Source organism: Shewanella sp. (assembly GCF_047975355.1).
In the GTDB taxonomy this organism is placed as follows: Bacteria; Pseudomonadota; Gammaproteobacteria; order Enterobacterales; family Shewanellaceae; genus Shewanella.
In genome coordinates, this window is the sequence record NZ_JBKEDJ010000028.1 from 21,118 (window position 1) to 35,975 (window position 14,858).

The following is a 14,858-nucleotide window of genomic DNA, read 5'->3' on the forward strand; positions in this document are numbered from 1 at the left end:
TGAGTCGCTATTTTTTTATCTAATTGATTATTCTGGTGCAACTCTGACTCGAGTTGGTGCAAATTTTTAACCGTTTTACAAGAGATCAATACTATCTCATTGTTATTAAATGGTTATTTGTCATGGCCTAAATAATGCTGTGCATTAGCTGTAAAACTTGGCATTCACAGTGAGGTCACCGTCATGAAATATTACAGTCGTCGTTTAGTCAAACCTGAACATTTAAATCCTGCAAATACCCTATTTGGCGGCCAGTTATTGAGTTGGATTGACGAGGAGGCGGCCATCTTTGCTGCGTGTCAAATGAAGAGCAGCAGCCATGTGACTAAGCTGATTTCAGAAATCAATTTTATGACGCCGGCGCGCCAAGGGGATGTGTTGGAATTTGGCTTGGAGCTTGTCAGCCTTGGGCACAGTTCCATTACGGTCAGTTGCCAAGTGCGTAATAAGATGACGCAAGCGCCTGTAGTGAGTATCGATAAGATGGTGTTTGTAAACGTGAATGCCCAGGGGTTGCCCGTGCCCCATGGTATTCGTGCCAATGCGGCCTAAGGATTGAGCCCCGATAAAGCAGAGTGACGCATGGGCGTCACTCCGAATCTTCAGTCAGTTCTTCTTTGACCGATTTCACCGCATCCCTTGAGGCATGACCAATGGCTTTAGTGGTGTCGCGGGTAGTGTGACCAATGGCTTTGGTGGTGTCGCGAGTGGCGTGACCAATCTCTTTCGTCACATCTTTAGTGGTGGTGCCTATGGCGCGACCCGCATCCTTTAAATCGGCGCAGGCTGTGGTGGCAAATAGCAGTGGCAATATTAACAGTGTGGCTTTTTTCATTGTACTCATCCTGAAAACTTACGGTTGCTAGGCAAGATACCAAATACTGCTGTACCGCGCCTTAATAATCTGAAAATCCAATCATCGGAACCTAATCTTTTGAGCCCAATGTTTTAGTAGAGATAATGCATAAGTTTGCTTGAGTGAAGCTTAAATGTCTCTTGCTCAAGATAACAAGGTGTGCGCCTGTGGCGGATTGACGACGGTTTGAGAATGGATTCTGAAAGGTGCGTAAAACAAAACGCCAGAGCGTTGCTCTGGCGTTTTATGGATATTTTACTTAGCGATTAGCCGCTTGCTGTGACACGTAACCATTTATAAGAATTATGAAGCTTTTTCGAGTTTTGCTAAACGCTGCTGATAGTCATCAATCAGGTGCTGCATAATTTCTTCGGGAGCAGCATCGTCGCAGCAGGTGTCGAGGAAGATTTTAAAGGTAACGAGTGCGTGGCCATCATTTTTAAGCCTATCGCTTTGCATCGAAAAATAGGCTTCTTCATTATCCGCTTTTCGGACGACAAACTTACTGGTTTCGAAGGATTTAGTGCCTGAGAGTTCATGCCATTTGGTGATACGGTTTAAGGCAATTTCACTGGATTGGTTCAATTCTATGTGATTTAACCAACTCACTGGATGTTCGGGATCTTTGTAATGCGGACATCTAACTGTGTAGTTATAAACATGAGTAATTGCTGTCATAGCGTACCTACCTGTTGAGGATGTTGCTGCCATCATAGGCATCGTTTTTGAATTCGGTCAATCATTAATTGCGCTGATATCGCTCGTGTTAAATCACAGTTTTCACAAGTGTTTTTGTATGAAAATGAGCCAGTTAATTCATTTCCTTCAAGTGTTATTTAGCATGAGTTTTTAACGAATATCTATGTGCTATCTCTCAGTTTTGCACTCAAATTCGTTTTTGCTTAATTACTGCACAATAAAGCAGCAAATAGGCAAGGTGATATGAAGTCATTAAACAGTAGCAAAAAATTGGGGAGGTGTACGGGTAGGGGCTTAAATGGACAGAGGCCCGTTCCTTAAAACGGGCCTCTCAGCTGGCTTCATCTTTTGCAGGGAAAAAGCGAACTGGAGCCAGTCTAGCGGATTTGTAACAGCATGTAACCCACCGAGATCACGTTTTTACGCTATTGGAGCGATTTTTCGAACTATGCGATCCCAATTGGCGAAGATTAAAGCTGCGCAGCGAAATTGTACTCAAACTAATGGCGCAAAGCGGTCATTTCTACACAAAAGAAAAGCCCAAACAAGGGAGCTTGTTTGGGCCGATTCTATGGCGTTAGCTTGCGCTAGCCGAACAACATCATGTCAATTGGCGCGTGACGGACGACGTTAATGCTTGTGGACTTATAACGCGTTAGTAAAGATCTGACAGATCTCTTCATGGGTAGCCTGTTTAGGGTTAGTGAAACCACAGGCATCCTTCAAGGCATTTTCGGCCAGCGTTGGAATATCTTCCGCTTTAACCCCGAGTAGAGTCAGGTTTTCTGGAATGTTCACCGCAACGGATAGGGCTTTAATCGCGGTGATCGCTGCTGCCGCGCCTTGCTCATCGGTCATATTGGTAACATCGACACCCATAGCCTTAGCAATATCTTTTAAGCGATGTGGTACCACTTTGGCGTTGTATTCCTGCACATGGGGTAATAACAAGGCGTTACACACACCGTGGGGCAGATCGTAGAAACCGCCCAACTGGTGCGCCATCGCATGTACATAACCTAAGCTGGCGTTGTTAAAGGCCATACCCGCTAAGAATTGGGCATAGGCCATTTGCTCACGGGCCTCAATATCTTGGCCTTGATTAACCGCATTCACTAAATTGCCTTGGATAAGCTCAATGGCTTTTATGGCGCAGGCATCGGTAATCGGGTTCGCAGCGATAGACACATAGGCTTCAACCGCGTGGGTCAGCGCGTCCATGCCTGTTGCAGCTGTGAGGCTCGCGGGCTTTTTCAGCATCAGCTCAGGGTCATTCACGGACAGTAATGGGGTGGTGTGTTTATCGACAATCGCCATTTTAATATGGCGAGCTTCGTCAGTGATTATACAGAAACGTGTCATTTCACTGGCGGTGCCGGCTGTAGTATTAATTGCCACTAATGGCAGTTGTGGCTTAGTGGATTGGTCTAACCCTTCATAGTCTTTGATGCTGCCGCCGTTGGTGGCAACGAGGGCGATACCTTTAGCGCAATCATGGGGTGAACCACCGCCTAATGAAATCACAAAATCACATTGATTGGCTTTTAATAAAGCCAGACCCGCTTCGACGTTACCAACCGTTGGGTTAGGTTGTACGCCATCAAACACGGTTGAGTTAATGCCGTTTTGGCCGAGTTTTTCGGTCACTTCACCGACCAGACCAATCTTGACTAAGGGTTTATCCGTTACGATTAACGCGCGTTTAAAGCCTAAGGTTTTGATATCACCGATAGCGTCATTGACGGCGCCTTTGCCTAATACGTTGACAGAAGGGATAAAAAATTTAGCAGCCATAAGTCCACCTATTTGCTTGTAAATTAAATTTGTTTCTTTCTGGTGACCAAGCTACCAATTAAGGGGTAAGCAAGATGTGATCTAGATCGGCTTAGGCGGTTTATTGAGGCGAAATTCCCACTAAAGTTGGAACTAGATAACTAAATAATGAACTTTTATGACAGGGATCAGGCTTAGTATGCGCAATGTTTTTTAAGGTTTTTTTCAGCACATGCTTGTTTAGCCATTCGAGGGTAAATGACCGATAAAATCGCCCTTCTAGGTGAGTTGTGGCTGAGTTTCTGGTAAGGTGCGCCCGTTGGGTTGATGAGGAGCATGCGAAGCACGATGGAAAAATACGAACAACTGCTGATTTCACTGCGCAGGGTGATACGCGCTATCGACATTCATTCGCGGCAACTCAATAAACATTCGGGCTTGACGGGGCCGCAGTTGATGGTGATGCAGAAAATTGCCCAACTCGGCTCTCCCTTAGCCAAGCAAGTGGCCGAAGAAATCACCCTCAGCCCTGCCACTGTGACGACGATAATTGACAGGCTCGAAGGGCGCGGATTAGTGATCCGTAAGCGCAGCGAGTCCGACAAGCGCAAGGTGCATTTGCATTTAAGTGAGGCGGGGCGCGCATTATTAAAAGAATCTCCTAAACCGCTTCAAGAGCACTTTATAAAGCAATATCAAAATCTTGAAGAGTGGGAGCAGAGCCAGTTGCTCTCATCGGTGGAGCGCATTGCCGCCATGATGGACGCAGATAAAATCGATGCAGCGCCTATGCTGTTGGTCGGTAAAATCCAAGGGGACGAATAATCCCCTTTCGGTCCAAAATAATTAAAAAGCACTGGATACAGTGCTTTGTTGTTTTGGCTAGGCGGCGGGGCAGTTAGTTTCCGTCACGCTATTGATCAAAATCTCATTCACTGGCGTGTCGCTAAAACCGTTGCTGGTTTTGGTTGGCACAATGCTTATCTGATCGACCACATCCATCCCTTCGACGACTTTACCAAACACGGCATAACCATAGTTACTCGCCGAGGCATCAAGCTGCGGATTATCTAACACATTGATAAAGAACTGTGATGTCGCTGAGTCAGGCACTGTAGTGCGCGCCATTGCGATAGTGCCACGCTTGTTGCTGATGCCGACAGCGGCCTCGTTTTTAATTGGCGCGCTGGTTGGTTTGCTTTGTAACCCCGTAGTGAAACCGCCGCCTTGGATCACAAAGTTATTGATGGTTCTGTGGAATAAAGTGCCGTTATAGAATGACTTATCGACATATTGTTTAAAATTCTTGCCCGTGATGGGCATATTGGTGAGGTCGATGGCTAAGGTCAAATCCCCCTTAGTCGTGCTCATTAAATAGCAGACATCAGCACTTAGACTCGGTGGGGTTGGATTGGGAGTCGGGATCGTTGGGGTTAATTCATCGTCGCCACTGCCGCCGCAGGCGCTGAGGGCCAAGCTCAAACTGCTAGCGAGTAAAAGTCCCGTGATTCTTTCCATATCAATTTCCTTATTTTACGTCGTCGCCATTTATTCCTGCCACCTTGGCTGATTAAGTAGGTATGGGTAAATGTTGCGATTAAGTGTTGTTTTTGTTTTGAACGCGCATAGTGACAGAGCGATGAAGGGGAATTCAAGGTAAAAAATACAATTGATACAAAGTGTTGCAGTTAATTTTTGTTTCTGTTGTTACCGTTTATGCGGGAGATTCAACCTCAGCGATTTTTCGCGGAATGGTGCTCAAAAATAAGACACTGTTTTGCCTGCGCCATTTAAGCGCGTTGCACCTTTTTTAATCACTCCCTGCTTCAAACTAGTGCGCTTGTCGGATTATCCCGTGGGCAAGGCTTTGGGCGATGATGATTGGTATTTTATTCAAGATGCTGATTTATAAGTTTTCTTTATTGTAATTTGGCTGACACAAATCTGTCTTCATGCTGTTATTTTGCGCTGGCATGGTTACTGCCTATCTAAGGCTATGGATGAGCAGTCGCGGGGGCGACAAATATGGGGCTGGAGAAGTTGCTGTATTTGCGGGGCGTGGGAGCAGACTTTATCGACTGCTTCGGCCAGTACATCCGCATTCCCGAGGCTGACAGGCAAGGGATTTTGACCTGTATGCTGCAGGAAAAGAACACTCAGGCCTGTGAAGCGAAGGATGAGCCATTAACGAGTTTACCCAGTGGAGGCGAGCTTGATGCTCAGGTGTATCAACTCGATGCACATCATTGGACGCAAGGTTCGTCGGCATTTCACTGGTGCTATGTCGACGAACCTTGGGTTTGTCTGTATTTACCTCAATCTTACCGTGGCGATCTGCTGCTCACTTTTACCTGTGAGCAAGGTGAGAGGGTTATCCTCGAGGTGCCGTTTTCGGCGCTAAAACCGATTGGGGATTACCGTATTCAGGCGCAGGAGTTGGCGCAGTTTGGCACCAGCCCCTTTGCCAATGAGTGTCAGTTCCTGCAATACCGCCTCGATCTCTTAGGTCATGAGTTTTATTGCCGTGATGCGGGCGATATGAGTGAGCAACATAGCAACTCTGAGCCGCACCGTTCATGGGAAAACGTCAGCGCCGCGCCAAATGCGTCAGGCAATAAAGACAACTTAAGCGATTTATCATGCTTGGGGCTGGGCTACCACACACTGAGTGTCAGTTTGCTTGGGCTGGCAGATGCTCAGCGAGCCGTAGCTACGGCTTGCTCGTCAGCAGCAAGCAAGACGACTGAGTTCCATGGCACTTTTATGGTGGCGCCGAGAACCGCCTATCAAGGGGTGATGAGCGCTGTGGCTCAAGGAAAGCGCCATAAATCCTGGGGCGTGAGCCTTCAGCTTTATAGTCTGCGCAGCGAAAGCCAATGGGGTATCGGCGACTTTGGCGATTTAGATCAACTTATCGGTTTAGTGGCTGAGTATGGCGCCGATTTTATTCAACTTAATCCATTGCATGCCTTAGATATTGCCGCGCCGGAACATCCGAGTCCCTATAGTCCCTGCGATCGTCGAAGGCTGAATCCGCTGTATATTCATTTACCTAGTGTGCCTGAATTTGAGCCATTAAAGACGGAGTTTGCCGCAAAGGAATGGCAAGAAGCCATTGCCCTACTCAATGCGGAGAACTGGCTCGATTACCCCAAAGTGAGCGAGCTTAAGTATCGCGCCTTTGCACGTTTATACACTGTCTTTTGTGAACAGCATATACAGCCAAACACACCAAGGGCGCAGCGATTTGAGGATTTTGTGGCAGAGCAGGGCACGCCGCTCAGGGAATTTGCCCAAGCCGAATCGCTCCGCAGCCCAAGGGCCATAGCACAGGATGAAGGCTTTTATTTATACCTGCAGTTTGTGGCTGAAGATCAACTGCAATTGTGCCAACTCAAAGCCAAAGAAGCGGGGATGGGCATAGGGCTCATCCGCGATTTGGCCGTAGGCGCTGCGTTACAAGGCGTTGAGGTTCAAGCTAATTCGCAGCAGTTCTGCTTAAACGCCAGCATAGGCGCACCGCCAGATCCCTTCGCGCCGCAGGGACAAAACTGGGGACTTACTCCCCTCGATCCCGTCAAGCTAAAGCAGCATCAATATCGCCATTTTATTGAGCTGACTCGCGCCAACATGACCCACTGCGGTGCGCTGCGAATCGACCATGTGATGGGGCTGCTGCGACTTTGGTGGTGGCCATTGGATAAGCGCCTTGGCCATGGCGCCTATGTGTATTACCCGGTCGAAACCCTGTTGGCGATTCTGTGTCTCGAGAGTCAACGTGCCCGCTGTGTGGTGATTGGTGAGGATTTGGGCCTAGTGCCGCCCGATATTATTCATCGCCTGTATCAGGCGGGGGTCTATTCCAACGAGTTGTTCTACTTCTGCAAAGACCATCAAGGCTTTAAGCCGCCGAGCCAGTATAAGTTCCAGAGTTTGATGATGCTGGCAAACCATGATGTCCCGACCTTAGTCGCTTGGTGGACGGGCAGCGATTTACACCTGAGGCGGCAACTCGAATTACTCAAGACTGATGAAGAACTGGGTGATGCGCTCGCTGGGCGTGAGCAGGAAAAACACCAGCTCGCACAGTGCTTAATCTCCCAGGACTTATTGCCAGAGACAGATATTCAACAAATTGATATTGAAGATTTATTAACGGCGTGGATGCCATTTGGCGCCTCGGGCAACAGCGCACTTTACAGCGTGCAATGGTGCGATCTGCTCGGGGATCGCCATGCGGTGAATATCCCCGGCACTTGGCTCGAGTACCCCAATTGGCAGCGGCGATTGCCCATCAGCCTAAGTGAAGCCGCTGGTAGGCCTACGCTGGCTGAGCGTTTGCAACGCATTGCTGCAGCGAGACATTTGCCAGAAACGGCTGCACATACAGATACCCTTTGACTAAAAATGGAAGCCAAATGATGACTCAAGCCCAGACTTACTTCTATGACGGTAGCGATGTCGCGCTGTTAAACGGTCAATATACGGATGTGTTTTCCCTGCTCGGCATGCACAGCATCAACGAGGGCAAGGCCTTGGTGGTGCGCTGTTTTTTACGCAATGCCCACAAGGTTGATGTGATTAGTCTTAAGGATGGCCGTAAGGTGGCGAGCCTTGAGCGCGTCAATGAGGCTGGGCTTTTTGCGGGTACGCTTGGTAGACGGGTTAAGCCCTTTTTGTATGCGCTGCGGGTGACTTATCCCCTCTGCGAGCTGGATATTATCGACCCCTATCAGTTTGGCTCCCTCCTCGATAGTCAGGACTTGTACCTCTTCGGTGAGGGAAGTTCTGAGCAGGCCTATCGCTTTTTAGGTGCGAATTGGCGCCAAGTCGATAGCGTCGAAGGCGTGCATTTTTGCGTATGGGCGCCCAATGCTAAGCGAGTCTCTGTGGTAGGGGATTTTAACCACTGGGACGATACTCGTCATGTGATGCGCCAACATCAGGCCAACGGCTTGTGGGAGATTTTCTTGCCTGATGTTGCCGAAGGCGCGCACTATAAGTTTGATTTGGTTTATCAAAATGGCGAGCGCCACGCCAAATCTGATCCCATGGCGACCCAAATGGAATGTGCGCCGCACAATGCCTCCATAGTGCCGAAAAAACACCAACATCCGTGGGCAGATACACAATGGATGGGCAAACGAGCGACCACGGCCTGGCATCGCGCAGCCATGTCTATCTACGAAGTGCAGTTAGGCTCTTGGCGCCGAAAAGGTGAGTTTGGTGAGCAATATTTTGATTATCAAGACTTAATCGAGCAGTTGATCCCCTATGTGAAGGAGCAAGGCTTTACCCATATCGAGTTGATGCCGGTCAGCGAGTATCCCTTCGACGGCTCTTGGGGGTATCAACCCGTTGGCCTGTATGCGCCGACCCATCGTTTTGGCGATGCTAATGGCTTAAAGGCCTTTATCGATGCTTGCCATCAGGCCGAGATTGGCGTGTTACTCGATTGGGTGGCGGCGCATTTCCCTAAGGATCCCCATGGCCTTGTGCGTTTTGATGGCTCTTGCCTCTATGAGCATGAAGACCCGCGCAAAGGCACGCACCCCGATTGGGATACTCTGATCTATAACTATGACCGTGGTGAGGTGCGCAGTTTTCTGCTCAGTAATGCCTGCTATTGGCTGCGGGAATTTCACTTAGATGGCCTGCGGCTAGATGCCGTGTCATCCATGTTGTACCTCGACTACAGCCGTGAACCCGGGCAATGGCTGCCCAATGCCTATGGCGGACGGGAGAATTTAGAGGCGATTCACTTTCTGCAAATGCTGAATCAGCGTTTGTATCAAGCCTTCCCCGGCATTTGCATGATTGCTGAAGAGTCGACCGCCTTTGCGGGCGTGACTAAGCCGACGGACTGCGCTGGGCTGGGTTTTGGCTTTAAGTGGAATATGGGCTGGATGAACGACAGCTTAAGCTACTTGGGGCGCGATCCCATCTATCGCCAGCATCACCATAACCAGCTGACCTTTAGCCTGATGTATGCCTACTCAGAGCAATTTATGCTGTCGATAAGCCACGATGAAGTGGTGCACGGCAAGGGCTCTTTGCTGCATAAAATCCCCGGTGATGATTGGCAAAAGTTTGCCACCCTCAGGGCCTATTACGGCTTTATGTGGGGGCATCCAGGCAAAAAATTACTGTTTATGGGCAGCGAGTTCGCCCAGCGCGACGAATGGAACCATAACCATAGTCTCGATTGGCATTTGCTTGCTTTTGAGCCCCACCAAGGCGTGCATCGCTGGCTTCGCGATCTGAATCAGCTTTATCGACAATACCCCGCCTTATCCGTGCTCGACTATGAGTCACAGGGTTTTCGCTGGCTCGATTGTGACAATGGCCGCGACAGTATTTTTAGCTTTGTTCGCTATGGCGAGGGTAGTGATGTGCCCTTAGTGTTTGTGGTGAATATGACACCCACTCTGCACCAAGGATTTCGTATCGGCTTGCCCCAAGGCGGAGATTTCTGTGAGTACCTCAATAGCGACAGTCATCTCTATGGTGGTAGCAATCAGGGGAATGCGGGCAAGGTGATTGCCGAAGATTTACCTTGGCAGGGTATGGCATCGAGTGCGCTGATCACTGTGCCGCCTCTAGGGTGCTTAATCCTTGGGCCTGCGACGGGTGTGCCAAGAGATACCAGCCTATGACGAATCCTGCGCCTGTAGATGCTGATGGCTCAACCTTGTATAACCTAAGCGCGGGTCAACCTTTTCCCTTAGGGGCGACAGTCGATGATGGCGGGGTGAATTTCGCCCTGTTTTCGGCCCATGCTACAGGGGTGGAGTTATGTCTGTTTGATGCCCAAGGCGAGGTGGAAATTCAGCGCATCGCCTTGACGGAGCAGACCCAGCAAATCTGGCATTTGTATGTGCATGGACTGAGTGCCGGTCAGCTGTATGGCTACCGTGTTTATGGTCCCTACGAGCCGCAATTAGGGCACAGATTTAATCCGCATAAATTGCTGTTAGACCCTTACGCGCGCCAGCTCGTGGGGCGTTATCACCACCATATTGCCAACTTTGGTTATGAGATTGATAACCCCAGTGAAGACTTATCTTTCAGCACCTTAGATAACGCGGACTTTGTGCCAAAGTGTAAAGTGGTCGATATTCGGCCCCTTTTTGATGCCGCTAAGGCGCATACTATTCGGCCGCTTGAAAGCAAGCGTGAGCCATTGCCATTTGAGCAGTGCATTATCTATGAGATGCACTTAAAGGGATTTACCGCGCTGCACCCTGAAATAGATGCGCCGCTGCGTGGCACTTTTGCAGGGCTGGCATCGAATGCCGCGATAGATTACTTAGTCAAACTCGGGGTGAATTGTGTCGAGTTGCTGCCGGTTCAGGCATTCTTCTCCGAGCCTTTTCTACTTGAAAAACACTTATCTAACTATTGGGGCTATAACAGCATCGGCTTTTTTGCGCCTGAGCCGAGTTATCTGTCGAGTGAGGATATCGGTGAGTTTCGCACTATGGTGGATGCGCTGCACGGCGCGGGCATCGAAGTTATTCTCGATGTGGTCTATAACCACAGTGCCGAGGGCAGTCGCCTCGGGCCAACCTTTAGTTTTCGCGGTATCGACAATCTGAGTTATTACCGCCTGCATCCAAATGATAAACGCTTTTATATCAATGATACTGGCTGCGGTAATACCTTAAACCTCAACCATCCGCGCATGTTGCAGTTGGTGTTAGATTCGCTGCGTTACTGGGTCGAAGTGATGGGCGTCGATGGTTTTCGCTTCGATTTAGCCGCTTGTCTAGGCCGTGAAGCCTATGGTTTTGACCCTGGAAGTGGTTTTTTCGATGCGCTGCTGCAAGACCCTGTATTGTGCCGGGTGAAGCTGATTGCCGAGCCTTGGGATATTGGCCCTGGCGGTTATCAGCTGGGGAGTTTCCCGGTGGCCTTTAGCGAATGGAATGACAGATACCGAGACACTATGCGGCGTTTTTGGCGTGGCGATCACGGCATGTTGCCCGAGTTTGCGCGGCGGTTTCATGGCTCGGGGGATTTCTTTGAGCATAGTGGTCGACCTCCTGCCGCCAGTATCAATTTCTTAACCAGTCACGATGGTTTTACCCTTAAAGATTTAGTGAGTTTCTGCGAGCGGCACAATTGGGCCAACGGTGAGGAAAATCGCGATGGCCACCATGAGAACTTTAGCTATCACTATGGGGTAGAAGGCGACACCGACGACGCCACCATTCTCGCGCTGCGCGCACGCCAGCAACGCAATCTATTGACCACATTATTCCTATCCCAAGGCGTGCCCATGTTACTCAGCGGCGATGAGACAGGCCGCACTCAAAGTGGAAATAATAACGCTTATTGCCAAGATAACTCATTGAATTGGTTTGATTGGTCAGCAGATGGAATGGATAAATCACTGCTGAGTTTCACATCGCAATTGATTGCTTTGCGTAAACGCTTTCCACTCTTGTGTTCCAAACGTTTTATCCATGAGCAGCTAGTGGCCAATGCCTTCGATTGGTCGTCTGATTCATCTTCAACTCAAGCAGCAAGCCCTGTATCAACCCCATTGGGGGCGAGGCTGGATTGGTTTAGTCGCCAAGGTGAGCCCATGAGCAAAAGCCTGTGGAGTGAGTCCATGGGTCGCAGCCTTTGCGTGGTGTTATCGGGTAATTTAACCGCCACTCAACCACAGGCTCAGGGTGACAGCCTCCAAGCGCTGCTGTTGATGGTCAATGCCGATGAGCATCCCTTGGCCTTTACCCTGCCGATTTTTGACGGTTTAGGGCCGTGGCAATGCCTGCTGCATACCCAAACTGATCCACAATTTTTAACTCCCACTGAGCCGCTGGATGCTCAGTCCTCACCGACGCGGTACTTGCTACAGGATCGCAGTCTTATGCTGTTTCATGCTGATTTTATAAGGAATTAACTATGAGTCATAACAGTGAGCTGAGCCCAAATACCAGCGGCGTTCCCCAAAAAAAACGTGCCACTAAGGCCGCGCCGAGTAAGCCAAAAGCGACACTCGAACCCTGCGAGCCCTGTGATGCCCTGCCCGCGACCTTTAATCGCCATGTGCGTTACGGATTAAGCCGCGGCGAAGTGGCTCACGGTGAGTTATTTCAAGCGCTGGCACTCAGCGTTAAAGAGCAAATGTTAGATGAGTGGCGTGAGACGCGCATCAAAGATAGCTGCTATGACAACAAGCAAGTGGCCTACTTATCGCTGGAGTTTCTGATGGGCAGGGCATTAGGTAATGCCTTGTTAAATTTAGATTTAGACCAAGATAGCCGCGAGGCGCTTAGCCAATATTCCGTGTCTCTTGAGGAGCTTGAAGAGGCCGAACACGACGCAGGTTTAGGCAATGGTGGCCTTGGGCGACTCGCCGCGTGTTTTCTCGATAGCTGCGCCAGCATGGACTTATCCGTGACTGGGTATGGCATTCGTTACGAATACGGCATGTTCGCCCAGAAGATTGTCGATGGCTATCAGGTGGAGCGTCCTGACCGCTGGCTGCGTGAGGGCAACCCGTGGGAGGTACGCGTTCCGCACCATAATGTGACTGTAAAGTTCTTCGGTCACACCGAATCCTATGTGGATAAACAAGGGCGCAGACACATGATTTGGGTCGACACTCAAGATGTGCTCGCCGTGGCCTATGACATGCCCGTGCCAGGTTATCGCAATGGCCGGGTGAATAGCCTCAGACTCTGGAAGGCCGAAGCGACGGATGACTTTGATTTAGCAGAGTTTAACCAAGGGGATTACACAGAGGCGGTGGCATGCAAGAACCTCGCTGAACAAATCACTATGGTGTTGTACCCCAACGATGCTAGCGAAAACGGTAAAGAGCTGCGGCTACGTCAGCAGTACTTTTTGTCCTCCGCCAGCCTGCAGGCGATCTTGAAGCGTTGGGTGCATCACCACGGCCATGACTTCAGTGAGTTTGCCGCGAAAAATGTGATCCAACTGAATGACACTCACCCCAGTATTGCCGTACCCGAATTAATGCGGCTGCTGGTGGATGAATATGGCCTCGAATGGGACGCCGCTTGGGCGATTACCAGCCACACCATGGCTTATACCAATCACACATTATTGCCCGAGGCGTTAGAACGCTGGCCCGTGCGTATGATGGCGCTGATGTTGCCGCGAATTTTAGAAATCATCTATGAAATCAACGCCAGATACCTCGATTTAGTTGCCCATCACTGGCCGGGGGATGGTGCCAAACTGGCCAGCATGTCGATCATTCAAGATGGCCCCGATCCCCATGTGCGCATGGCGTACTTAGCCATAGTGGCTAGCTTTTCGGTAAACGGCGTGGCAGCGCTGCATACCCAATTATTAAAATCGGGCCTGTTTAAGGATTTTTATAGCCTGTGGCCGGAGAAGTTTAACAATCGCACCAATGGCGTGACGCCAAGACGTTGGTTAGCCCACTGCAATCCCGCGCTCGCCAAACTGTTAACCAGCCATTTAGGCAAGGGCTGGGTGACGGATTTAAGCCAGCTGACGGCGCTCAATGCCTTAAACCAAGACGCTAGCTTTATTCAAAAGTGGCGTGAGGTGAAACAAGCCAACAAGGTGCAACTCGCCAAGATGATCGCCAAGGAATGTGGCGTCGAGTTTGACCCTGCAATGCTGTTTGATGTGCAGGTTAAACGGATCCACGAGTACAAGCGTCAGTTACTCAATATTCTGCATGTGATCCATCTTTACCATCAAATCCAGCAGGGGCACACGGAGCATCTAGTGCCACGCTGTGTGCTGATTGGCGGTAAAGCGGCGCCAGGTTACTTTATGGCGAAACTCATCATCAAACTCGCCAGTAATGTTGCCCATATGGTCAACTGCGATCCTGTGGTGGCGCCTTATCTGCGCTTTGCGTTTCTGCCCAATTACAACGTCAGTGCCATGGAAAAAATTTGCCCAGGAACTGATGTCTCCGAACAAATCTCCACCGCGGGTAAGGAGGCCTCTGGCACGGGCAATATGAAGTTCATGATGAACGGCGCACTCACCATAGGCACCTTAGATGGCGCCAATATCGAGATGCTCGAAGAGGTCGGCGAGGATAACTTTTTCCTCTTTGGCCTCAACGCCGAGCAAGTGACCCAAATGCGCTGCGATTATCAACCGCAACGGATTATCGCCGAGTCCCACGCCTTATCCGAAGTCATGGCCTTACTCAAGAGCGGCCATTTTAACCTGCTGGAACCGGGGATTTTCGATCCTATTATCGCTTCGATTGAAAGCGCGGATGATCAGTGGATGACGGCGGCGGATTTCGACAGTTATCGCCTCGCTCAAGAAGCGGTGGCGAAGGCCTATAAAGATCCGAAAAAGTGGACACAAATGAGTATTCGCAACACGGCGGCCAGTGGTCGCTTCTCCAGTGATGTGACGATTGCTGGCTATCGAGATGATATTTGGAAACTGTAACGGAGAGGTTAATGAGCAAAGGAATGCGCAGTTGTATGCAATCCTGCGGCCTTAGGGCGGCAGGGAAGAGTGGTTGTGAAGCAATCGGCACTGATGTGCTATT

General features: G+C 49.8%; 10 protein-coding genes. 6 read left to right on the plus strand and 4 right to left on the minus strand.

Annotation, left to right across the window (positions count from 1 at the left end; translation table 11 throughout):
• Positions 1-183: 183 nt before the first annotated feature.
• Entirely contained in the window at positions 184-552 is a 369-nt protein-coding gene (locus ACK5NH_RS09550; RefSeq protein ID WP_011623516.1) for an acyl-CoA thioesterase, read from the plus strand.
• Positions 553-589: 37 nt separating this feature from the next.
• Here ACK5NH_RS09550 and ACK5NH_RS09555 read toward each other — a convergent pair whose 3' ends face one another.
• The 3 genes from ACK5NH_RS09555 to yiaY form a co-directional block, all read right to left on the minus strand.
• Positions 590-835 carry a hypothetical protein gene (locus ACK5NH_RS09555; protein WP_416919540.1) on the minus strand — a complete coding sequence of 82 codons (246 nt, stop codon included), beginning with the start codon at positions 833-835 and terminating at the stop codon, positions 590-592.
• A gap of 324 nt (positions 836-1,159) precedes the next feature.
• Positions 1,160-1,534 (minus strand): cytoplasmic protein, encoded by a 375-nt coding sequence (locus tag ACK5NH_RS09560; RefSeq protein ID WP_416919542.1) that lies wholly within the window; start codon positions 1,532-1,534, stop codon positions 1,160-1,162.
• Positions 1,535-2,200: 666 nt separating this feature from the next.
• Positions 2,201-3,349: an L-threonine dehydrogenase gene (gene yiaY, locus ACK5NH_RS09565; protein WP_416919544.1), complete on the minus strand. Its 1,149-nt coding sequence runs from the start codon at positions 3,347-3,349 to the stop codon at positions 2,201-2,203.
• A 327-nt stretch (positions 3,350-3,676) separates the two neighbouring features.
• On the opposite strand from yiaY, the gene ACK5NH_RS09570 reads away from it, so the two are divergent.
• Positions 3,677-4,153 carry a MarR family winged helix-turn-helix transcriptional regulator gene (locus ACK5NH_RS09570; RefSeq protein WP_416919546.1) on the plus strand — a complete coding sequence of 159 codons (477 nt, stop codon included), beginning with the start codon at positions 3,677-3,679 and terminating at the stop codon, positions 4,151-4,153.
• Positions 4,154-4,210: 57 nt separating this feature from the next.
• Here ACK5NH_RS09570 and ACK5NH_RS09575 read toward each other — a convergent pair whose 3' ends face one another.
• On the minus strand, positions 4,211-4,846 hold the full coding sequence (locus ACK5NH_RS09575; protein ID WP_416919548.1) for a peptidylprolyl isomerase: 636 nt from the start codon (positions 4,844-4,846) through the stop codon (positions 4,211-4,213).
• 507 nt (positions 4,847-5,353) lie between these two features.
• On the opposite strand from ACK5NH_RS09575, the gene malQ reads away from it, so the two are divergent.
• Genes malQ through ACK5NH_RS09595 form a run of 4 tightly spaced genes read left to right on the plus strand, consistent with a single transcriptional unit; the run spans position 5,354 to position 14,755 of the window.
• The gene (malQ, locus tag ACK5NH_RS09580) at positions 5,354-7,729 is read left to right on the plus strand and encodes a 4-alpha-glucanotransferase (protein WP_416919550.1); all 2,376 of its coding nucleotides are present in this window, start codon (positions 5,354-5,356) and stop codon (positions 7,727-7,729) included.
• 17 nt (positions 7,730-7,746) lie between these two features.
• On the plus strand, positions 7,747-9,984 hold the full coding sequence (glgB, locus tag ACK5NH_RS09585; protein ID WP_416919552.1) for a 1,4-alpha-glucan branching protein GlgB: 2,238 nt from the start codon (positions 7,747-7,749) through the stop codon (positions 9,982-9,984).
• A complete protein-coding gene (gene glgX, locus ACK5NH_RS09590) occupies positions 9,981-12,239 on the plus strand; it encodes a glycogen debranching protein GlgX (protein ID WP_416919554.1) in 2,259 nt (752 codons plus the stop codon). Before glgB ends, glgX begins: the two co-directional genes overlap by 4 nt.
• A gap of 2 nt (positions 12,240-12,241) precedes the next feature.
• The gene (locus ACK5NH_RS09595; RefSeq protein WP_416919556.1) at positions 12,242-14,755 is read left to right on the plus strand and encodes a glycogen/starch/alpha-glucan phosphorylase; all 2,514 of its coding nucleotides are present in this window, start codon (positions 12,242-12,244) and stop codon (positions 14,753-14,755) included.
• Positions 14,756-14,858 lie beyond the last annotated feature (103 nt).

Coding starts and splice junctions, on each gene's coding strand:
- ACK5NH_RS09550 (WP_011623516.1), top strand. CDS start 184: ATGAAATATTACAGTCGTCGTTTAGTCAAACCTGAACATTTAAATCCT.
- malQ (WP_416919550.1), top strand. CDS start 5,354: ATGGGGCTGGAGAAGTTGCTGTATTTGCGGGGCGTGGGAGCAGACTTT.
- glgB (WP_416919552.1), top strand. CDS start 7,747: ATGATGACTCAAGCCCAGACTTACTTCTATGACGGTAGCGATGTCGCG.
- ACK5NH_RS09575 (WP_416919548.1), bottom strand. CDS start 4,846: ATGGAAAGAATCACGGGACTTTTACTCGCTAGCAGTTTGAGCTTGGCC.
- yiaY (WP_416919544.1), bottom strand. CDS start 3,349: ATGGCTGCTAAATTTTTTATCCCTTCTGTCAACGTATTAGGCAAAGGC.
- ACK5NH_RS09555 (WP_416919540.1), bottom strand. CDS start 835: ATGAAAAAAGCCACACTGTTAATATTGCCACTGCTATTTGCCACCACA.
- ACK5NH_RS09595 (WP_416919556.1), top strand. CDS start 12,242: ATGAGTCATAACAGTGAGCTGAGCCCAAATACCAGCGGCGTTCCCCAA.
- ACK5NH_RS09560 (WP_416919542.1), bottom strand. CDS start 1,534: ATGACAGCAATTACTCATGTTTATAACTACACAGTTAGATGTCCGCAT.
- ACK5NH_RS09570 (WP_416919546.1), top strand. CDS start 3,677: ATGGAAAAATACGAACAACTGCTGATTTCACTGCGCAGGGTGATACGC.
- glgX (WP_416919554.1), top strand. CDS start 9,981: ATGACGAATCCTGCGCCTGTAGATGCTGATGGCTCAACCTTGTATAAC.